This is a genomic window from Paraburkholderia hospita (assembly GCF_002902965.1).
Lineage (GTDB): Bacteria > Pseudomonadota > Gammaproteobacteria > Burkholderiales > Burkholderiaceae > Paraburkholderia > Paraburkholderia hospita.
Window position 1 is genome coordinate 1,564,384 of sequence record NZ_CP026107.1, and the last position, 19,838, is coordinate 1,584,221.

Below are 19,838 nucleotides of genomic sequence, written 5' to 3' on the forward strand. Positions count from 1 at the left end.
ACACGGAAGACAGCACATTCATTCAAGTCGTCAGGCTTAGTACGGAATACGAACATGAAAAAAACCACCTTGATTTTCGCGGCTGCTTCAGCGGCCTTTGCGGGTGCGGCGCACGCGCAGAGCAGCGTCACGCTTTATGGCCTCGTCGACGCAGGCCTGACTTACGTAAGCAACGAAGCCACGCGCAATTCGCCCATCACGCCGAATGGCTTGACTGACGGCAAGGCAGTGTTCGGCATGACAAGCGGCAATGTGCAGCAAAGCCGCTGGGGCATGCGCGGCGTGGAAGATCTGGGCGGCGGCCTGAAGGCCGTCTTCAACCTGGAAAGCGGGTTCAACGTGAACAATGGCAGTCTGGCCAATAACAATGCGTCCAATAACAGCCTGTTCAACCGCCAGGCGTACGTCGGACTGTCTGCTATCGATTACGGCACACTGACCCTCGGCCGCCAGTACGACTCGGTCGTCGATTACCTGGGCCCGGTCTCCGCGGCCGGCACCTGGGGCGGCACGTACTTCGCGCACCGCGGCGATAACGACAACCTGAACAGCACGTTCAGCATCAGCAATTCGGTCAAGTATCAAAGCGTGAACTACGCTGGCGCTTCGTTCAACGCGCTGTACGGTTTCTCAAACTCGGCGAACGGCTTTGCCAACAACCGCGCGTATAGCGTCGGTGCTGGCTATGAGTATGCCGGCGTGCATTTCGCAGCCGCCTATCTGCAGATTCAGGGGCTGAATTCCAACAACAGCTCAGGCGCGATCCAGAACCTTCCGACCTTGGCGATGACAAATCTTCCGGGTCTTCAGAATCAGCGTACCTGGGGTCTTGGCTCGAATTATGAAATTGGACCGTTTACGCTCGGCGCGCTGTTCACACAGACCCGCTATCAGGACAACATCGGCGATTCTTCCGTGCGTTACAACAACCACGAAATCCACGCCCGCTATAGCGTGACGCCTGCGTTGAGCCTCGGCGCGGCTTACACGTACACGCAAGGCTTGCGCAGCACGCCGCGTACGTCTACGACGAGCAACAGCTCGGCTCACTGGAACCAGTTTGGCGTGCAGGCCGACTACGCGCTGTCGAAGCGTACCGACATCTACGCTGAAAGCGTCATGCAGATCGGTGCAGATAATCAGGTCGGCGCGAACGTGACGCAAGTCAACGGCACTTCGGAACCCTCCACGAGCAAGAGCCAATACGTCGTTTCGGCAGGTATCCGGCACCGCTTCTGATCGTTTCACCAATCTTTAAGAGTCTTCTCTGGTCTCCGCCAGTTTTAACCGCCCCTTTCAGGGGCGGCTTTTTTCTTTTGGACAAACAACCGATAACTGGATGAGGTATCTCGAAGATGAACGCAAACTTTAAAGGGCGCGCCGCGAAGTTGAGACTGACTCAGATCGTCGCGTCGGTGTTGACGCTCACCGCATTCACCTGGGAACTCCCGCCGTCGTACGCAGCGACTGCCCCTATGCCCGCGACGCAGGCTGACTGGCCACGCAACTTTGAAGCGAGTGGCGAGCATGTCGAGATGTATCAGCCGCAAATCGAGAAGTGGGACGGCAATCGCATCTCGGGGCGCGCTGCAGTTGCCGTCGGCAAGGCCAATGGAACGCCGACCTTCGGCGTCGCGCATTTCTCCGCCAATGCCTATATCGACAAGCCATCGGGACTGGTCCGTCTGACTGCGATCCAGATCAATAGCGTCGAAGTCCCAACCGATGTGAGCCTCGCTGACAGCGTTCGTCGATCGTTGCTCGCGCGGCTGCCGGAAACGGGCATGAGCGTGCCGCTCGACGAACTGCAGACGAGCTACGCGGCATCGCAAGAGCTGTCGCAAACGATGCGCATGCCGGTGAAAAACAATCCGCCACAAATCGTGTTCGCCACGCAGCCTACCGTGCTCGTGATGGTCGACGGCGAGCCTGCGTGGCAAAACGTCGGACGCACGGGGTTCCAGCGCGCGCTGAACAGCCGCGCGCTGCTGATGCGTGATGCCGACGGCACGCTGTATCTGCATGCAGCCGGCTACTGGTTCAACGCGCGCGATACAAACGGACCGTGGAGCGTCCTCGCAACGCCGTCGCAAACGCTGTCGGAAGCCGCGAAGCAGTCGTCCGCAAAAAACGCCGCCGACCCGATGCTGCCCGCCAGCGGCAAGCCCGCCCCACAGGCGCCCGCCCTGCTCGTCGCGACGCGTCCGGCAGAGCTGATCGTGACGGACGGTCCCGCGCAGTTGAAGCCCGTCGACGGCACGGGACTGCTGACCGTCACCAATACCGATCACGCGGTGTTCGTGAATCCCACGACGAACCAGTACTACGTGCTCGTGTCGGGGCGCTGGTTCGAGGCCACGACGACTAACGGCCCCTGGACTTACGTTCCGGGCAATCAGCTTCCTGCAGACTTCGCGAAGATTTCTCCGAACGATCCGAAGGCCAATGTGCTGGTGTCCGTTCCGGGTACGCCTCAAGCGAGAGAAGCAGCGATAGCTGCCTCCATTCCACAGACGGCCTCGGTATCCCGTCAGAAAGCCTCCACCAAAGTTTCATACGATGGCGCGCCGCGGTTCGAACCGATCGCGGGCACGCCGCTGCGGTATGCGGTCAATACGGCAACGCCCGTCATCGAAGTCGACTCGACGCATTTCTACGCCGTAGCTAACGGCGTCTGGTTCGTCTCGATTTCGCCGATGGGCGGCTGGACCGTCGCGACCGAGGTCCCGCCCGTGATCTACACGATTCCCATCAGCGCGCCGCTGCACTATGTGACGTATGTCCACATCTATTCGGTGACGCCGGATACCGTCGTCGTCGGCTATACGCCGGGGTATCTCGGGGTCGTCGTCGATGCGCAAGGCACGGTCGTCTACGGCACGGGTTATGTGTATCCGCCGTATGTCGGCGCGTATTACTACGGCTACCCGCAGACCTATGGATACGGCGCGAGTTTCGCGCTGGGCGCGGCAGAGGGCTTTGCGTTCGGCTTTGCAGCGGGAGCCATCTGGGGATGTGCGTCGCCTTACTGGGGACCGTACTGGGGCGGCGGATACTGGGGCGGCGGCTGGAACAACGTGAATATCAACCAGGCGAATTTCTACGGCCGCTGGGGCCAGGGCACCGTTACGCACACGGCAGGCTGGAATGCATGGACGGGTACGCAATGGCGCGGCACGGCGGGCTCGGGCTATAACCCCGTCACGGGCGCGCACTTTCAGGGCGCACGCGGGGCCGCGTTCAATCCGTATTCGGGCAACTATGCAGCCGGCCGGCAAGGCTCGTTCGCCAATCCCACCACCGGCCGAGAAGGCGCGGGTCGCGGCGGTATCGTCGGCAACCAGTACAGCGGCAACTATGCGGCTGGCCGTCAGGTCGCCGGCTACGACGCCCGCACGGGCCGCGCTGGCGCTGCTGAGTTCGGCGTTTCCGGCAATGCGCAGACGGGGCAATATCAGACCGCCAGCAAAGGCATCGTGACCAACCAGTCGCGAGGCAATGCCGTTGCCTGGAACAACGGCGACGTCTACGCGGGACACGACGGCAATGTCTATCGTCGATCGGACGGCGGGTCGTGGGAACAGCACACGTCGAACGGCTGGCAATCGGCCCAACCGGACGGCAGGGTCGGCAGCGATCTCGACCAGCAGCGTGACGCGCGCACGACGGGCGAGCAGCGCTTCAGCCAGCATGCCGGCGGATTCGGCGGAGGCGACGGATTTGGCGGCCAGCACTTCGGCGGATTTGGCGGGGGTAACGGATTCAGCGGCGCGCATTTCGGCGGCGGGGGATTCCACGGCGGGCGGCGCTGAGGGTACGCGGCGGCATTTCGGCGCTGCGGTGTTTCTGCGCTTCGGGCGTGGGCGCGCACAAAACGCGCCTCGCCCGTTGCGTCAGCAGTCGGGACATAGCTCATGCAGTGCTGCATGATAGAGTTTGCTGAACGCGTCACCGTCGGGCGTATCTTCGTGGACACGCCCGCTCCCAGCACCTGATCCGTCATTGCGAGGCCGAGCATGGAGACGAAACTGACCGCCCACCTGCCCACCGTCGATATAGAAATTACGCGACGCAAACTGCCCGACCGCAATGCGGAGAGCGTCGCGATTCACATTACCGCCGTACCATCGGTCGAAGCCGCCGCGCGGTGGTTTCTGCAACCGGATCTTTTCTCGCTCGCGTCGCCGCTGTCGATGTTCTCGATGTGGTCGATGTGGATGCGGGCGTGGCAGCCGTGGGTCCCGTCGATTGCTGCGCCCGCTCAGCCATCTCAGGAGCCTGAGAAGCGGCTCACGGATGACGCGGCATCCGCGCCGCGTGGTTGAGCTATCGCGCGTCGCCGCGCGCGTGACGCGGCATTGGCGGATTCCACGCGAGGAGGATCGAACATGCGCGCAATGGTTTTCGACGGATCGCGTCCCACGCTGTCCGAACGCGAGTTGCCCCAGCGAGCGCCATCAGCGGGAGAGTTGCTGATCGACGTGCTGGCATGCGGCGTGTGCCGGACCGATCTGCATGTCGTGGATGGCGAATTGAGCGAGCCGAAACGGCCTGTGATTCCGGGGCATGAAATCGTCGGCCGGGTCGCGGCGCGCGGCGCGGACGTAACGGCATTCGATATCGGCGATCGTCTCGGCGTGCCGTGGCTTGGCCGCACCTGCGGCGTCTGTCCGTATTGTGCAAGCGGCCGCGAGAACCTCTGCGACGCGCCCGGTTTCACCGGCTATACGATCGACGGCGGCTACGCCGAACAGGTGATCGCCGATCACCGTTATTGCCTGCCGTTGCCCGAGCGCTACGACGACGCGCAAGCTGCGCCGCTGCTGTGCGCCGGTCTCATCGGCTACCGGACGCTCAGCATGGCAGGCGACGCGAAGCGCATCGGCATTTATGGCTTCGGCGCGGCGGCGCACATCGTCGCGCAGGTCGCGCGTCATCAGGGCCGCACGGTGTACGCGTTCACGCGACCCGGCGACGACACCGCGCAACAACTCGCGCGCAGGCTCGGCGCGACATGGGCAGGCGGCAGCGATGACGCGCCGCCCGAACCGCTCGATGCCGCGCTGATCTTCGCGCCCGTTGGCGCGCTCGTGCCGGCTGCGCTGAAGGCGGTCGTCAAGGGCGGTATCGTCGTGTGCGGCGGCATTCACATGAGCGACATTCCTGCGTTTCCGTATGCGTTTTTGTGGGGCGAGCGCCGCGTCGTATCGGTTGCGAACCTGACGAGAGCCGATGGCGCAGCGTTCATGAAGATCGCCGGCGACACGCAGCTCGATATCGAAGTGACGCGCTATCCGCTCGCTGACGCAAACCGCGCGCTCGACGATCTGCGCAGCGGGCGGCTGTCGGGCGCGGCGGTGTTGATGATGCGCTGAGTGCGGCGGGTTCGAACGCCGTCAGAAGATCGACCGCCCTGTGTAGGTGGTCAACCACTCTAAAGCCAGCACGATGGCGCTATGCCAATAGATACTACGTAGATCGACCATAAGAACGACATCGACTTATGGAAAAGCCACGTGTGTTCAGCTACTTACGGTTCTCCAGCCCAGGCCAACCCAGGCAGCGGGAACATCTGTTGCGCGACAGACTGAGCTTGCCGTTCTGAATGCCGCTGAGCACGGCCTCACGCTCGACACCAGCCTAAGTTTGAGAGACGAAGGGCTTAGTGCCTACCACCAGAAACACGTGAAGACGGGCGCGCTCGGGCTTTTTCTGCGAGCCGTCGAGGACGGCAAGGTTCCACCCGGAAGCGTGCTTATCGTTGAGGGCCTGGATCGCCTGAGCCGGGCCGAGCCGATCCTCGCACAAGGCCAGCTTTCGGCCATTATCGGAGCGGGAATCCGGGTTGTGACCGCAGCGGACGACCGCCAGTACAGCCGTGAGATCCTGAAGAAAGATCCAGTGGGGCTCGTGTACAGCCTGCTCACCATGATTCGCGCGCACGAGGAATCCGATACAAAGTCAAAGCGGGTCAGGCGGCGATTGTAGCTCGGTGCAAGCAATGGCTCGCCGGCACCTACCGCGGGTCCATAGGCGCACCGCAGACTGACCCCGCATGGGTCCGCACACCTGACGGCTTCACTCTTCACCCCGAACGAGCCGCCGCCGTCGAACTCACGCTGTGACGACGACAAACTCTCTGCCAAGCACACTATGAGGGACGCTTCAAACACGAGCGCGTTATCGTGCCACGTATCCCTCGACGACCCTGCGAAATGACTTATACGTCAGCGAATGCGCGCACGGTCCAACAGTTCTTCCAGATAACTTCTCGCTAGCCTTGCATTGAGCGCTACCTTGTCCACCAGGTCCACGCGCTCGAAGTAGGTCAATTTACTTTTGCCGGCGACACGCGTAATCACTGGCACGAAGTCATTCGGATAATCCAGCAGTCGAAGGATATCAACCTCAGACGCGCGTCTCAGATCGGCGATGCGTATGGGTTGTTGCAGCATGGCATCGCCAAACCGTCGGCGCAGCCTTTCCGCGGTGAGATCCACCTTGGTTGCCCGTTCATTAATGTGATTGCCTATCGTGTCTTTGAACGCACGAGCCCACTCAACCACCAGTTGGTCGATCCCGACTGCCATGTCGTCGTTTATCAAGTGTCGGCCCTGCATCGATGTCAAAAACGTGCTCGTCGCGATCACTGGTGGCTCGAGCGTCGTGAGAATCGCGTTGATGGAGAGTTGACCGACGAAGCGTTCGTCGCGGAGGACAGAAGAATCATGCACCGCCGCAGTGGATTGTCCCGGGTTGTCGGTTGGCCGTGAATCGACCACCAGAATGCGCTGCACATGGGTGAAACAGCTGGCAAGCGCTGCAATCAGGTAAAGACGCGTCGACCACCAACTCGTGGCGAGGTCGATTTTCAAGGCGCGCCCGGTGTCGCCCGCGGCGATGATCGCATTCTTGATGCCTTCTGCAGCCGAACTGTCGCTCGCCACACCCGCCTCCGAGGGAAGCAACTGCGCTTCTTCCAGATTGAGCTGACGCGTGAGTCCCGCCATCGTCACCGCTGTGCCGACACGCGCTTCCAGGTCTGTCGGCGTGGTGAACCACGACACGATCCGTTCCAGTTGGAGCTTCTCCCGGAGGGCCCGAATCTTTTTGGTGTTCGGCTGCGCTTGCGGCCGCGCGGCATCGAAGCCATCGATCAATTGCGGCGGCCACGGATATTGCTCGTCGAGCAGAAAAGCCATGACCGGGATTTCGCGCTCCAATGCGCGGAGATACTCGAAGTGCGTAATCGACGTCTCACCGTCCGCGATCGAGTCGGCAGAGGGTACGTTGTCCGTTTTATTGCCCTTGCGTTTGGACCCCGCACCCGGGACGTAACCGTAGCGCCACCCGAATAGCCCCACATAGGCATCGCTGCGGTCTACCATTTCCAGGACCTTGTTGAGCGGCGTGGAAGCTGCCGCGACCAGGTCCTCCATCGCGAGCACCTCGTGACCGAGCTGTCTCAGGACGCGGATCGCCGCGGCGCGATGTTCTTTCAGATCCTCGAACGAGGACGACACGAAAATGCGCACAGTCCCTCCGTCTGCCGGCTCCCCGCCGCTTGTCTCCTAAAGGCGACGGCCTTTTGCAAGGGTAGGAGAAATATCTGTTCCGCGCTTGTCGACAATCGGCGCGGCGCGCCAATTGGAGCCAGAGGTGGTTGATTCAGATCATTGACCGTGTGCCCAGCGTACGATTTGTTCCGCTTTCTGACGGCACGCAAGCTTACTGTCAGATTGTGCATGCGGGTGGACCTGGCGCCAAGCGTGCCTATCAAATCTTCCCCCCGAGGCGGCGCAGGAAATTCTGGCTGGGTTGCATATTCGCGTTCGCCTGCACGCGCAACCGTGTCTCAAGGCGAAGGTCCGTTACCTGCCCTGAACGGACTTCCAAATGATCGTGCAAGGACGAGAACAAACGGCTGGAATTGGCCGCGTCCAGAAATTCATCGCCGACCGGCACCCTGCGACTCAGCAATGGAGCAGGCTTGACACGCCTTCCCCCTTTGCTGCGCGTGCGCGCTTCCCGTTTCGGCTGGGTTTGTCAAGGCGAACCTCGCCAGATCAACTTAATCGTGGCAAAAACACAAACCGTATTTTTTGCTCAGAATCGTCCGCAAACGATTGCTTATACTCTCTGCATCTCGTTGTCCGAAGCGCATGGTATGCCGCAGGAATGGCTCGAATATCTTCAGCGACTTAGCTGGAACTCCCCGATGGCTTCGGCGTTGGCGTCAAGTGCGATCGGTTCCGTCATCACGCTCGCATGGATTTCTGCAAGAGGTGTCAGGGAACACAGGTCCCAACGACGCGATACTGCGCTAGAACTGGCGCTGTCGCTGGAGAGCTATGCCCGAACATGCCGGACGATGATGCATAAAGCCGCTTGGGCGGCGGCGGTGCCGACCGGCTCGATGAGCCGTGAAGTGACCAAGAACGTGTCCGTGGCAGCCTTTGCCTATCCAGACAAGCTTCGATGGAACGTCCTGAGCCGCAAAGTCGTTTCTGAACTTCGCGAATATCCGGCCACGGTGCACGCCACTCGCGAGTATGTAGATGCGTTCCGAGAATTCGGTGAGCCCATCGACCTTTGCAGTCTGGTTGAATACGAATGTGCAAAGGCTGCAATGACTGCGTTAGCACTTGCCCGGACCACGCGTCGACGGCACGGCGCCGCAAGGTGGAAACCCGGCGCCAAAAATTCAGCCATGGAGCGTGAACTGTCTGACTTCATCGAGACCGCTGAGGAAGAACGCAAGGCGTTGCTCCAGCGTCGAGCGGAGTCTGTGATTAGTCGGCGAGCTGACACACAGGGATTCAAAGAGGCATTAAGCACCTGACGCCACCCACACTAACGGAAAAATCAACCCGTCGGGCGCAGCGCGACCCACTTCCGCCGGTCGCTCGGTCAGGCATTCAACGGCAGCTAACAGATGCGGACGTGACGTCGAAATGAGCGACCCGCTGAGCGCGCCCGGTTGCCGACGCACGCAACGCCTCTGTGGTGCCCCAATACTCAGCATTTGAGATCGCCTCAAGCTCAACTAGCGATGGCTCGAACCCGCCGTGATGCTGCACGCATTCGTCGACACTTCTGTTTTTCCAACCAATGCAACGACTCCTGCACGACCTCAGGTGGGACTTCGTTGAATGACGCGCTGCGAATCAGGGTCTCACTTGCGGCAATGTCGTTGAACTGTCCCAGCTTGTTTTGCACGGACGTCAATTGTTTGATCGTGCGACCGTGCCCGCCTTTGATAAAGGGTTGAAAAAACTCGAGCAGATACCTCAACTTCTTGCCCGCCTTTCGAACATCGTGAAGATTTTCCTCGTGGGCGGTCTCGCTGCGTGCTGCGCGCCTGCTTCGCTTTCGAAGTGCGCGCTGAGCAAGACGAACCCGCGCCTCGGCGAACGCTCGAACAGGAAGATCGTTGCAACGCGACTGCAGCGTAGTTTGCGCGCGAACCAAGACATCGTTCAAGAACACCTCGACATCGTCGCTTTTGATCATCGTCTGGCTATGCACCACCGCCTGTGCGCGCTTCTCGCGTGCTGCGGCCACGAGCAGCGCGATCGATGCGCGTGACTCCTGGGCGGATTTCAGGAGACCGTTTGCGATATCCCAATCACGCGTTCCGCCTGCCAAGGCAGCAAGACGCTTGAATTCTTCGGTGGCTTGTGCGGTCGCTTCCTCTCCAAGATAAGGGGAGTACGCCCAGTACAAAGCACGAAGCTTTCTGAAGGCGACTCGAAGCTGATGAAACCCCTCAGCATCGCTCTGCGTGGACAGCTCTCTCGCCCTTTGCACTGCTTCCGCTACCACCGGCGTCGCCAGTGATGCGAAGGTACTGGCGATAGAACTCGATTTTGAAAGTGATGAACCGGGCGGCCGCCGGTCAACTTTGAAGCGATTGTTTAGCCGCGGCAAGGGCCAGTCACCATCCATATCCATTTCAGCCTCGAGTCGGACAAAAATACATTTGCCCGGACCTTACCATACTCATCTCCGAGCGCCCGCGCTCTTCGTGACGTTTCAATGACATGCCTTTAAAGTGTGGCGCGTACGCCTCCCGCGCTTCGCGAAATCGCCGTGCTTCCGCTGTTTTGCATTAGGATGCCTGGTTACGTCATGCACTGCCCGATACGCTCGCGCATCGGGCAGTGCATGAAAATTCCTGGAACATACGTGGGAGTTCGTTTTGAAGAAACGCGCCACCGTGGTCTGCCGCAGAGGCAAGCGAATCCTCCTGGTCGCACGTAGTGAATCAAAGTGGGCTTTGCCGGGCGGGATCCTCAAGCGTGGAGAACATCGCTCGGACGCCGCGCTTCGAGAACTCAAGGAAGAAACGCGGCTTACCGGGAAGTCAGCCAAGTATCTCTTCGACTTCCGTGGCAAGCAGAAGCACCATCACGTGTTCTCCTGCGAAATCCCGAATCGCGCCAAAGCTCGCCCGAGTAACGAAATATCCAGGTGTCGCTGGGTTCACCTCGACGACATCCCTCGCCTCATGACGAGCGGCCCGACGACCGACATCGTGAAGCTTATGAGTCAACAGCGCAGGAAGTAGCCTCGTTTTCGAGGTGGATAGCACGCAGCCAACCGCGTGCAGAAGTCGCGTCTCGTCCACGGGTCGTTCGGCCATGGCAGCTAGGCCGCGCTTCCGCAACCCGATCACCAAAAAAACGATGTCGATCGGCTACGCGCCGATCGAGCAGGCGATCTTCGAGGTGCTCGAAGCCAACGCCAAGGCAAAGGAAATCGTACCGACGAAGCGGCTGGTCGAGCGCATGGAGATTGGCGAGGAAACCGTCGCCGATCTGCTGCTAAAGATGCCTAACACGGACGTCAAACCCGCAACGATCGCGGCGCGTCGGCATCAGGACAAGGTCATCCGCGAGACGCTTGGCCAAGTCAAATGCTCGACGCTCACTACCAAGCACGTCGCAGACATGCTCGAAGCGATCGAGGCGCGCGGAAAGATGCAATGGTCGGTCAACGTGCGCAGCCGTATGAAGGCTGTCTGCCGCCGCGGCATGGCATTGGGGTGGATGGGGAGGAACCCGGCCGAGGCGACGGACAAGGCAAAGGTCATGGTGAAGCGCAAGCGCATGACACTTGAGGTCTTCAAGGCGACGCTCGCGAAGGCTCCGGAAGTCGCGCCGTGGCTGGAAAACGCGATGCTGCTCGCGCTGGTGTCCGGACAGGAGTTGTCGACTGTCAGACGCTGAGAGAGATCTTCCGTGAAAGGCGGCGAAGCGGTCGTCACGCGCGCGAAAACCGAGGTGAGCATCGCCATTCCGTTAGCGCTCCGCATGTACGCTATCGGGTATTCGCTGGAGGAAGTGATTGCACACTGCAAGTCGACGGGCGTCGTCAGCAAGTTCCTGATCCATCACATACGCGGCAACGTGAAAGCGCCACGAGGCTCGAAGATCAAACTGAAGTCCATCTCGGAGAAGTTCCTGGAGGCCAGGCGGCTGGCAGGATACACCACGGAGGACGAACCGACTTTCCACGAAATCCGCAGTCTGTCAAAACGAACTTACATGGAAAAGGGTGGTGTCGATACCAAAGCACTTCTCGGGCACCTGACTGACGCGATGGCGGACTTGTACGCAAATTCACGCGGTTTGGAGCCGATAAAAGTAAAGATCAGCGTCTTATAGACAGGGTAGAGCTGTGGAGAAACGAGCGGAGATTTGGATGTGCAGTTGTGGTTAATGCCAAGGGTGCTTATTCTCGGATCGGTTTCAGGGTTTGATGTTGCACCCAGGACTCGCGCGACCCGCAACGACGGTTTGAGTACTCTGGAGTAACCAGCGTTAATCTCTATTTCCGCCCATACACTGCGAGCAACCGCGCGTAACTTCGCACTTACGCTGCGACCGTCAATCGATAAACTTGACTGCTACGACCGACGGTCATAGTGATGAGGTTGCGCCTGACATGATGCTGGCAGTTATGATGTATCTCCCCGAACTTCTGGCTGATCACCTATTGTCTCCACGCAGGCGCTAGTTCGGTGTGATCTTCATATACTTTCTGCAGCACAGGCTCGCAAGCGAGCCAGAACTCATTCAGGATGGAGGCAACAATCCCCGCCAGTTGAAGGGGGCCCGCAGCGTGTTCTTCCGGAACGGAATTCTTTAGCACTCTGTGCATCATTTCGCGACGTAACTCCGTAGGCGGATGTGTGGATGAGATTGGCACTTCCGCTCTTCCCGTCCTGAGGATGCTAACGGCGCGCTCGACGATCTCGATGCACCCAAAGAAAAAATCTACCCCCCAAAAACTTAGGGAAAGATCGAATCCTCTTTTGCGCATCACAGCGAGCATAATCCCTAGCCCCGCAACATCGGCTTCGATCTCCTGATTCCAGCTGGTAAGCACTTCATCCGTTTCTTCTCCCCCGAGCATTGCTTTTTTTGTTTGCCCCATGTCCAGATGACCACTTATACAGTGGCCATACTCGTGACTCAAAACAAATAATTCCATCGAATCGCGCAACAAACTGGTAATGCCCTCATATTTGGGTTCTGGCAAATACGGTCTTGCCGCGTGAGGGTGGCCGCCGATCAAATATGCCAAAAGCAGCTCTACGAATCGCTCGACAACATCAGGTCTAGCCGCGAATTCCTTTTTCCAATCGGATTCGCCTACAGAGAACGTGAGTCGACCATCACCCTCACCCTTGAGGGGGAATACACGTGAGACCGCTTTCGCGGTAAGGTTCGCAAAACCAAATAATCCATCTTCTAAAAGAACGATAAGTTGATCGCTGTCGGGTACCCTTAGGGCAACGCCATTGACACGCCCAGTCGGCAGAGATCCGAAAATCGGCCGCGGATATATCTCTACTTTCTGCTCATCCAAGATCCCTTCAATTTCCGACGTCATGTGCGACAATAAGAAATAAAAAGCTGGGTCCTGATACGACGAGATAGGAGAGTCGAGACTACCAAACAATGAGTCGCGTGTTCCTTTCCGAAACTCTTCCAGCGTCATGGAATTTTTAACATCGCTTGACTCATAAAACTGCGCCGCAAATTTTTCAACAAAATCAGCATGGCCGTCCAACATCCACAGTGGCTGGATGCCAAGGGCTATGTATGTATTCCTTTGGATATGCTCGAGATAGTTGAGCGCCGCCTGATTTTCCGAACTCATTTCCGCTCCTAATTATTCAAACGCTATTTACTCTTGATTGTTATCTCTAAGCCCGCGCTTCCTTTAAGCGATCCCTTCGCAAGAGAGACGACTGATACCTCTCCGGTTGCATCAAAGGTCAAACTGAACGCAACCTCTGAAACTTTGTGCGTAGTACTTTCAGTCGTTACGGTGGCAAGAAGACTAAGAATATTCTGCAATGCACCGTCAATACTCTTTTTCAATACATCGTTGCTGATCTCAACGACTCGCTGCCCCATTACGTCAAGACCAGGAACAGGGAAAGCGCTTTTCATTTGCGGCGGCTCGGAATCGATCAAGAGGCGGGTTTTGGTGTTCATTACTCTATCTTCCTAAGGTTTTACGGGTATGGCCTTGAAATTAGAGATACTTAGAAAACATGGCGTCAATAAAAAAATAACTGACTGAGCCCAGGTTAAATTACCAAGCCAACGAACAATGTCGGATGGCAGTACCCCACCTTTTAACTCCCGACACACATCTGCCCGAACTCAAAATCGATGTGGCGTAGAACACTGTTATACGTCACCTATTGCAGCGGTTCCCATTTATATGTGCGGAAGGTCACAGATATGCCGATTTTTCGGTCCAGCGAGAGTACAAAATTGTAAACAAATATTGAACAGATATTGAACAATCTAGGCGGGACAGGGGTTTCGAGACGATGGACTCCATCGAAGTGCTAAAGACCAGGAAATCGGCAAAAAAAACGAAAAATCAGTGGGTTATCGCGTGTTTTAGCGCTCAGGAACAAACGCAAAAACGTCCTATACCCTCCCAATAAAATCAATCAGTTACCAAGGGGTTTTGAACAGAACAAATGCATCGCCAGACTACGACTCGTAACGCCACGTCTCCAGCCGCGCGACGCAAACATCGTGTATCCGACGAACAATCGGCGACCGGCAATCCAGTCGCCAGCCATCGGTGAATAGCGCTACGAGTTCGTCCGCATCGCGGGGCGGCATCTTGACCTTGAACTACTTCGCGTCATAAGCGGTCCAGCGTGGTGTCGGAATTTCGATCACCCGCGCATGGTAGAAGGCTCGCAAGCCGGCGTCGAAATCCTGACCACGCCAAACTGTGATGAGTTCTGGATCGCCGATCGAGTTGCTGTAGCTGGCGTTGGGCACCTCGACGGTGTTGCCGACAGCCAGCAGCTTACCGTCGGCACCAGGCGTTCGCTTGTCCGACCACACGACGTCGTAGACCTTCTCCTGCAATTCGCCCCGCCGGTCCAGCCAGCCCTTGACAACCTGGATGCGGTCGAGATTGGCGCCGATCGGATCGTTGAGTGGCGGGTTGCGCACGGCTGACGCTGTGAAAGAGACAAGGCAATTGCGGTCGCCATGACGGAAACCAGCGGTGCCTGTCGAATCTCCCGCCGGGATCGCCATGAACATGAACGTCGGGGCTACGTCGTTCGCCGGGGTCGGGCGCTGCCCGGGACGTAGTTGATTTGACACCCAGTGACCGATAAAAACCCCTCGGAACGGTGTGCGTGCCTTTGCTACACCTGGACCAAAGTAGCATATCAGCAGCACGCCACCAGTCATAGACTAGGATATCAGGGAGCTTGTCGGTGGCTGCTGCCGCGCGCGGTGTGGCAGATGATTGGCTCCCCATGTAGATGCCCACATCATTGCATCATTGCGAACTGGAATGCGATGTCCGGCAGTCACGCACGCAACATGCAGCCGGGAGGACTCCATCGTGAGGCTGTCCGGAGCACGGATACCATGCGTGCTGCTTCTTTACCGGCCCGCGGTGAAGCTTCAGCGTTTCAAAGGAGCCGTCCATGTCGAACGCAAAATTTCTGGTCATCGCCGCCCTGGTGGCCGTGGCGCCTGCAGCATGGGCGCAGCAGGAAGCCAACGTGCAAATGTCGAAAGCGCCTGGCACGGCAACCATCAAGGGAACCACGAGGATGACTGCCACGGTTCAGGACATTGATCCCGCCACCAGGACCGTTTTACTAAAGAGCCCAAACGGCAAGGTCGTTGAGGTGCAGGTGGGGGACGAGGCACGGAACTTTGACCAGCTCAAGGTCGGCGACGTCGTTACAGCCGTCTACCGGGAATCACTTACCCTGAACCTGAAGAAAGAAGGTGACGGCATAACTTCGGTCGAAGAGCATCCATCGATGGAGCGCGCGCCTGCTGGCGGCAAGCCCGGCGGCACCTTGGGCCGGGAAGTGAAAATCGTGGCCAACGTCGTCGCGGTCAACCCAAAAAGCAGGACAGTCACGCTGAAAGGTCCCAAGGGCAACACACTAGACCTGAAAGTGGAGGACCCTGCACAGTTCGCTAACATCAAGAAGGGTGATCAGGTGGAGGCCGTGTACACCGAAGCCCTCGCGATTTCCGTGGAGCCGGCTGTCAAGAAGTAGATGCGCCGCCCGGTCGCCTCAATGTGCGGCGGCCGGAACGATTGGCAACTGAGGGTAAGCAGGCCAACTGGCTCGCCACCGTGCCCGGCAATCGCTACTTCGGCATCCTCAGGCTCTACTGCTCAAGTTTGGGCCCCGGAGCGGCAACGTTCAAGTATCTGCAATCGCAGCGCCCTTCTTACTCCCCGCCCCTCTCTCCGAGTTCAAGCAAAGCGTCCAGCGCCCGCTCAAAAGCGCCCGTGTCGCCCGTTGCCGCTTGCAGTATCAGTGTTCCCTGCAACCGCGCAATCCAGTCTTCCGCAAACATCCTGGCGCGCTTTGACGGCATGCCGCTTTCCTCGGCCAGTGAGGCAATCGCATCGATCCAGAGTTCGAATGCGGCACGCAAGCCGGCAGTTGCCTCCAACCTCACTGTGGAGGTTGCCAGTTGACCAAGCACGCAATGCGCGCGTCCACCGGCATAGATCTGATTTAGCAAAGCCACGATCTTGCGCAGGCGCGCTTTCAGCGGCAAAGAACTTCTCGCCACCTTGGCGATTTCGTTGTCGATTACGGCAGTGGCTCGATCAAGCACCGCCTCCGCCATCTGCAGCTTGCCGTCCGGAAAATGATGATAAAGGCTCGATTTGCCAAGGCCGGTTGCACGCGACAAGTCGCTGAGCGACGCCCCGTCGAAGCCGTGCTCCTGGAAGACTGCGAACAACCGTTCGACTATTTCATCCTTCGAAACCGTAGCGGCAGGCATCATACGCTCCAAAAAATACGAACCGATCGTTCGGTTCAATTCATTGATTCGGAGTATAGCAGTCCAAGAAAAATTTGACGAAACGCGATTCGCATCATATTGTACCGATCGTTCGGTTCAGTCAATCTTGTGCCGCGCCCACCCGGATATCCCGCCAAACTGGAGGTTGTCATGTCTGCTACGCCCACGTATCAAACCGTCTCTGTTGCTGATCGTCGTACGGGTTCGACCATCGATGTGTTCTATCGCGATGCCGGACACAAGGACGCTCCTGTTGTCCTTTTGCTGCACGGCTTTCCGACCTCGAGCCACCAGTATCGCGGGCTCATCAGCCGGCTTGCCGACAAATACCGTGTGGTGGCCCCCGACCTGCCCGGCTTTGGTTTCTCCGGTGCACCTGAAGCCAACACCTTTGCCTACACCTTCGACCATCTGGCCGAAGTAGTCGAAAGCTTCACCGATACGATTGGGCTGAATCGCTACGCGCTTTATGTGTTTGACTACGGCGCCCCCGTTGGCTTTCGACTGGCTGCGTCGCGGCCGGAGCGCGTGAGCGCGCTGATTTCACAGAACGGCAATGCCTACGAGGAAGGTCTCAGTGAGGGCTGGAATCCGATTCGCGCTTACTGGGAAGCGGCAACGGACGAGAACCGCAACAACCTCCGCGCGTTCCTGAAGTCCGAGACGACGTCGTTTCAGTACACGCACGGGGAGTCGGATACATCGCTGATCGCCCCCGAGTCGTACACGCTTGACCAGCATTTCCTCGATCGGCCGGGCAACGCCGACATTCAACTCGATCTGTTCGGCGACTACAAATCGAACGTAGCGGCGTATCCCCGCTTCCACGAATACTTCCGTACGCATCGTCCGCCGACGCTGGCTGTCTGGGGAAAGAACGATCCTTTCTTTCTGCCCGCTGGCGCTGAAGCCTTCCGCCGCGATCTTCCGGAAGCCGAAGTTCACTTCGTCGACGCGGGTCACTTCCCGCTAGAAACGCATCTCGACGAAGTCGCGGCAATCATCCGGGCATTTCTGGCCCGGACCGTGGATTCGGCGCAAGGCGCGGCGCTGTTCGGAGACCTCGGAGAAGCATCGGCACCTGCCGAGGCGAAAGAATTGCTCGACGGCATGCGTGGCGTGTTCGGCTTCGTGCCTAACCTGGGCTACGCGATTGCGGCCGAACCGTCGGTGCTTGGAGCCTATATCGCGATGCTCCAGTCGCTTGGGGCAAGTTCGCTCGACCCGGTCGCACAGCAAGTCGCAATGGTCTCCGCAAGCCGCGCAAACTCTGCGGATTACGGCATTGCCGTGCATGCAACGCTCGCAGCCAAACTGGGCGCATCGGCCGACGTCGTCCAGGCACTGCGGAACGGCGGCACGATTCAGGATCCCAGGCTGGAAGCCGTGCGTCGCTTTGCTGCCGCAATCGCGACGAACCGGACGCAGGTATCGGACAGCGACGTCAATGCCCTGAAAGCCGCGGGATTCGATCAACGCGCGATGGTGACCATAGCATTGGCTGCCGCCGCAAAGACACTCGTGAACACGGTTGCTCATCTGGCGCGGCCTGAAATCGACGACGCTTTCCGCGCCGACTAATCCGACAACAAAAAGCCTGACGGGACGGTAGCGTAACTGCCGTCCCGCGATTGCCCATCGCGATGCATCGCGAGCAGCATGGACACGACATTGACCAGCGCCTGCCCGATTCGACCGACGGTGATACACGCTAGCCAGCGCGCTCCAACTTCTGACGTTGCTACTCGTCCCGCACGCCCCGCCTGTCGGTCGCACTCGATCTGCGTCGAAAAGCGGTCGGATCCATGTCGTGCATTGCGTGAAACGCCTGAGAGAAGTTACTTCGGCTCGAAAAGCCGACCATTCTTGCGACCTCGGCGACGGGAACATCAGTCGTCGCCAACAATTCCGCAGCCTTGCGCAGCCGCACGACTTTCAACATGGCCATCGGCGGTTGCCCGAACGCCTTCATGAACTGGGCAGCAAATGCCGAACGGCTCATTCCGGCGATATCGGCTAGCCGTTCCACTGACAACGGCGATGCCAGGCGCTCGAAGATCGCTTCAAGTGCCCCTGCGAGTCGTTTGTCGGCAAAGCCCGCGGCCCAAGGAAGGTCGGCGCCGCCATTATCGATTTGCCGCCGCATTACCATGATCAGACACTGCTTGAGCAATGCTTCGACCAATGCGCGCGAACCCAGCCCCGGACGAGCGCATTCCGCGAGCAGCAATACGAATTGATCCTTTAAGCCTGACTGCGTGTCGAACTGTGCGATCAGCGGCCGGCGCATCGTCCTGAACGGGTCGCCGCCATAGTTGGTATCCAGCTTGACTTCGCCGCACGCCGTCGCGATGCCTGCTTTGCCTCCACCGACCAGGATCGTCGGGATCGTTTCCCGCGAAGGCCATTCACAAAGACGCCCGTGATTCGTCTCACCGACGGGCGACGTACTGTCGCTTTCGATCCGGTAGCCGATTCCCGGCGGCAACAGCACGAAGCTGTGCGGAATCAAAGCCACGTGCTCGCCGTCTTGCGTCACCAACGCACCACGCCCTTCCATGCAGTAGTGAAGACTGGCCGTCGCGCAAGCGTCGAAGCGGGCACTCCAGCCATCGCGTATATCGCAAAGCGTGAAATTAGCCACGCCAATGTCGAGCGCTGCCAGAAAGCGTTCGAGAACTGGAAGCCCGAAGAGGAGATGGTTAGCCATGGACGAATTCGAACCAAGTCGAGACCACATGGAACATGGACTTCTCTACTATTTGCCTGTAGACCTTTGATAACTGGAGAAAAGCATGTTCGACATGAAACATCTTACACGACTGAAGAAGCTGGACGAAAACGCACCGGAAGCCATGAAAAGTTTTTGGGCATTTGAAAAACAGGTCTTTGAGGACGGCGCTTTGAGCGCGCAACAGAAGCAGCTCATTGCGGTTGCCGTCGCGTTGACGACGCAATGCCCCTACTGCATTGAACTGCACACTAAAGCTGCTCGCGACGCCGGCGCTAACGATGCTCAGCTGGCCGAAGCTACGCTTGTAGCTGCGGCCATCCGTGCGGGCGGTGCCGTGACCCACGCTTCGCATCTCTTCAAAAACTAAGCCCGTACGAGAGTCCGGTCTGGACCGGACTCTCGACCTCTACGGATAGACGAACACGCGTGACCGACTCCAACGACGTTCGAACCCGGACCTGGTTCAACGCGGCTGAAGCGGTATGAGTCGATGCGCGTATTCGGTCCCGACACGGCGGTGAACCGTTGCGACACGACGCGCGCAAGATGACGTGCGATCGCATGGCTGAACGTCGTCACTTCGTCCCAGCTGCGCTTTCCGGAAAGCAGGACAACGATATGGACTTTCCCGCCGCTCGTCTTGCAGAACGATGCAGCACGGAATCTGCGCCCCGCGACTTCGCGTTTGTTGAGTCTTCGCTATATGTGCGGCCGTGATTTGACGTTCGGCTTGCTGCAATCGACAAGCGGCGTCCCGC

The 19,838-nt window shown here is 58.7% G+C and carries 19 protein-coding genes and 1 pseudogene; 12 read left to right on the plus strand and 8 right to left on the minus strand.

The annotated features are described in order from the left end of the window. Window positions 1–54 precede the first annotated feature (54 nt). From C2L64_RS40315 to C2L64_RS56140, 5 genes are all read left to right on the plus strand, one after another. Entirely contained in the window at window positions 55–1,239 is a 1,185-nt protein-coding gene (locus tag C2L64_RS40315) for a porin (RefSeq protein ID WP_007579344.1), read from the plus strand. Window positions 1,240–1,355: 116 nt separating this feature from the next. Further along, the gene (locus C2L64_RS40320) at window positions 1,356–3,812 is read left to right on the plus strand and encodes a hypothetical protein (RefSeq protein ID WP_007579343.1); all 2,457 of its coding nucleotides are present in this window, start codon (window positions 1,356–1,358) and stop codon (window positions 3,810–3,812) included. Window positions 3,813–4,016: 204 nt separating this feature from the next. Next, a complete protein-coding gene (locus tag C2L64_RS40325; protein WP_007579341.1) occupies window positions 4,017–4,325 on the plus strand; it encodes a hypothetical protein in 309 nt (102 codons plus the stop codon). 63 nt (window positions 4,326–4,388) lie between these two features. After that, the gene (locus C2L64_RS40330) at window positions 4,389–5,375 is read left to right on the plus strand and encodes a zinc-dependent alcohol dehydrogenase family protein (RefSeq protein WP_007579340.1); all 987 of its coding nucleotides are present in this window, start codon (window positions 4,389–4,391) and stop codon (window positions 5,373–5,375) included. A gap of 226 nt (window positions 5,376–5,601) precedes the next feature. Further along, window positions 5,602–5,988: a recombinase family protein gene (locus C2L64_RS56140; protein WP_322789356.1), complete on the plus strand. Its 387-nt coding sequence runs from the start codon at window positions 5,602–5,604 to the stop codon at window positions 5,986–5,988. 239 nt (window positions 5,989–6,227) lie between these two features. On the opposite strand, the gene C2L64_RS40340 is transcribed toward C2L64_RS56140, so the two are convergent. Then, a complete protein-coding gene (locus tag C2L64_RS40340) occupies window positions 6,228–7,535 on the minus strand; it encodes a DUF4062 domain-containing protein (RefSeq protein ID WP_007579338.1) in 1,308 nt (435 codons plus the stop codon). A gap of 455 nt (window positions 7,536–7,990) precedes the next feature. Here C2L64_RS40340 and C2L64_RS40350 point away from each other — a divergent pair, with 455 nt between their 5' ends. Beyond that, window positions 7,991–8,842, plus strand: coding sequence for a hypothetical protein (locus C2L64_RS40350; protein WP_242681912.1), 852 nt, complete (start codon window positions 7,991–7,993; stop codon window positions 8,840–8,842). 200 nt (window positions 8,843–9,042) lie between these two features. On the opposite strand, the gene C2L64_RS40355 is transcribed toward C2L64_RS40350, so the two are convergent. Continuing rightward, window positions 9,043–9,954 carry a CHAD domain-containing protein gene (locus C2L64_RS40355; RefSeq protein WP_039900093.1) on the minus strand — a complete coding sequence of 304 codons (912 nt, stop codon included), beginning with the start codon at window positions 9,952–9,954 and terminating at the stop codon, window positions 9,043–9,045. Window positions 9,955–10,201: 247 nt separating this feature from the next. Here C2L64_RS40355 and C2L64_RS40360 point away from each other — a divergent pair, with 247 nt between their 5' ends. The 3 genes from C2L64_RS40360 to C2L64_RS40370 all read left to right on the plus strand — a co-directional run bounded on the left by C2L64_RS40360 (window position 10,202) and on the right by C2L64_RS40370 (window position 11,669). Next, window positions 10,202–10,570 (plus strand): NUDIX hydrolase, encoded by a 369-nt coding sequence (locus tag C2L64_RS40360; RefSeq protein ID WP_007579332.1) that lies wholly within the window; start codon window positions 10,202–10,204, stop codon window positions 10,568–10,570. A gap of 118 nt (window positions 10,571–10,688) precedes the next feature. After that, entirely contained in the window at window positions 10,689–11,231 is a 543-nt protein-coding gene (locus tag C2L64_RS40365; RefSeq protein WP_007579330.1) for a phage integrase central domain-containing protein, read from the plus strand. A 12-nt stretch (window positions 11,232–11,243) separates the two neighbouring features. Next, the gene (locus C2L64_RS40370) at window positions 11,244–11,669 is read left to right on the plus strand and encodes a tyrosine-type recombinase/integrase (RefSeq protein WP_007579328.1); all 426 of its coding nucleotides are present in this window, start codon (window positions 11,244–11,246) and stop codon (window positions 11,667–11,669) included. A 328-nt stretch (window positions 11,670–11,997) separates the two neighbouring features. Here C2L64_RS40370 and C2L64_RS40375 read toward each other — a convergent pair whose 3' ends face one another. The 3 genes from C2L64_RS40375 to C2L64_RS40385 all read right to left on the minus strand — a co-directional run bounded on the left by C2L64_RS40375 (window position 11,998) and on the right by C2L64_RS40385 (window position 14,594). Further along, window positions 11,998–13,170, minus strand: a complete 1,173-nt coding sequence (locus C2L64_RS40375; RefSeq protein WP_007579326.1) for a M48 family metalloprotease — start codon at window positions 13,168–13,170, stop codon at window positions 11,998–12,000. Between the two features lie 23 nt (window positions 13,171–13,193). Then, on the minus strand, window positions 13,194–13,511 hold the full coding sequence (locus tag C2L64_RS40380) for a Pepco domain-containing protein (protein WP_007579324.1): 318 nt from the start codon (window positions 13,509–13,511) through the stop codon (window positions 13,194–13,196). Between the two features lie 660 nt (window positions 13,512–14,171). After that, window positions 14,172–14,594: a DUF3604 domain-containing protein gene (locus C2L64_RS40385; protein ID WP_007579323.1), complete on the minus strand. Its 423-nt coding sequence runs from the start codon at window positions 14,592–14,594 to the stop codon at window positions 14,172–14,174. 395 nt (window positions 14,595–14,989) lie between these two features. On the opposite strand from C2L64_RS40385, the gene C2L64_RS40390 reads away from it, so the two are divergent. Beyond that, a complete protein-coding gene (locus C2L64_RS40390) occupies window positions 14,990–15,580 on the plus strand; it encodes a hypothetical protein (RefSeq protein WP_007579322.1) in 591 nt (196 codons plus the stop codon). A 178-nt stretch (window positions 15,581–15,758) separates the two neighbouring features. Here the strand turns inward: C2L64_RS40390 and C2L64_RS40395 are convergent, their stop codons facing one another. Then, window positions 15,759–16,364 carry a TetR/AcrR family transcriptional regulator gene (locus C2L64_RS40395; protein ID WP_238554561.1) on the minus strand — a complete coding sequence of 202 codons (606 nt, stop codon included), beginning with the start codon at window positions 16,362–16,364 and terminating at the stop codon, window positions 15,759–15,761. Between the two features lie 132 nt (window positions 16,365–16,496). Between C2L64_RS40395 and C2L64_RS56145 the strand changes: the two genes are divergently transcribed. Further along, window positions 16,497–17,927: an alpha/beta fold hydrolase gene (locus tag C2L64_RS56145; RefSeq protein ID WP_007579320.1), complete on the plus strand. Its 1,431-nt coding sequence runs from the start codon at window positions 16,497–16,499 to the stop codon at window positions 17,925–17,927. A gap of 160 nt (window positions 17,928–18,087) precedes the next feature. Here the strand turns inward: C2L64_RS56145 and C2L64_RS40405 are convergent, their stop codons facing one another. Continuing rightward, complete coding sequence (locus tag C2L64_RS40405) at window positions 18,088–19,056, minus strand: helix-turn-helix domain-containing protein (RefSeq protein ID WP_090835120.1); 969 nt, start codon at window positions 19,054–19,056, stop codon at window positions 18,088–18,090. Window positions 19,057–19,141: 85 nt separating this feature from the next. Between C2L64_RS40405 and C2L64_RS40410 the strand changes: the two genes are divergently transcribed. Next, the gene (locus C2L64_RS40410) at window positions 19,142–19,447 is read left to right on the plus strand and encodes a carboxymuconolactone decarboxylase family protein (RefSeq protein ID WP_007579318.1); all 306 of its coding nucleotides are present in this window, start codon (window positions 19,142–19,144) and stop codon (window positions 19,445–19,447) included. Here C2L64_RS40410 and ligD read toward each other — a convergent pair. Beyond that, a pseudogene (ligD, locus tag C2L64_RS56400) lies at window positions 19,444–19,728 on the minus strand (non-homologous end-joining DNA ligase LigD); the annotation flags it as partial. The gene C2L64_RS40410 and the pseudogene ligD overlap by 4 nt on opposite strands. Window positions 19,729–19,838: the final 110 nt, after the last annotated feature.

Coding starts and splice junctions, on each gene's coding strand:
- C2L64_RS40315 (WP_007579344.1), top strand. CDS start 55: ATGAAAAAAACCACCTTGATTTTCGCGGCTGCTTCAGCGGCCTTTGCG.
- C2L64_RS40320 (WP_007579343.1), top strand. CDS start 1,356: ATGAACGCAAACTTTAAAGGGCGCGCCGCGAAGTTGAGACTGACTCAG.
- C2L64_RS40325 (WP_007579341.1), top strand. CDS start 4,017: ATGGAGACGAAACTGACCGCCCACCTGCCCACCGTCGATATAGAAATT.
- C2L64_RS40330 (WP_007579340.1), top strand. CDS start 4,389: ATGCGCGCAATGGTTTTCGACGGATCGCGTCCCACGCTGTCCGAACGC.
- C2L64_RS40355 (WP_039900093.1), bottom strand. CDS start 9,954: ATGGATATGGATGGTGACTGGCCCTTGCCGCGGCTAAACAATCGCTTC.
- C2L64_RS40365 (WP_007579330.1), top strand. CDS start 10,689: ATGTCGATCGGCTACGCGCCGATCGAGCAGGCGATCTTCGAGGTGCTC.
- C2L64_RS40375 (WP_007579326.1), bottom strand. CDS start 13,170: ATGAGTTCGGAAAATCAGGCGGCGCTCAACTATCTCGAGCATATCCAA.
- C2L64_RS40380 (WP_007579324.1), bottom strand. CDS start 13,511: ATGAACACCAAAACCCGCCTCTTGATCGATTCCGAGCCGCCGCAAATG.
- C2L64_RS40385 (WP_007579323.1), bottom strand. CDS start 14,594: ATGTTCATGGCGATCCCGGCGGGAGATTCGACAGGCACCGCTGGTTTC.
- C2L64_RS40390 (WP_007579322.1), top strand. CDS start 14,990: ATGTCGAACGCAAAATTTCTGGTCATCGCCGCCCTGGTGGCCGTGGCG.
- C2L64_RS56145 (WP_007579320.1), top strand. CDS start 16,497: ATGTCTGCTACGCCCACGTATCAAACCGTCTCTGTTGCTGATCGTCGT.
- C2L64_RS40405 (WP_090835120.1), bottom strand. CDS start 19,056: ATGGCTAACCATCTCCTCTTCGGGCTTCCAGTTCTCGAACGCTTTCTG.
- C2L64_RS40410 (WP_007579318.1), top strand. CDS start 19,142: ATGTTCGACATGAAACATCTTACACGACTGAAGAAGCTGGACGAAAAC.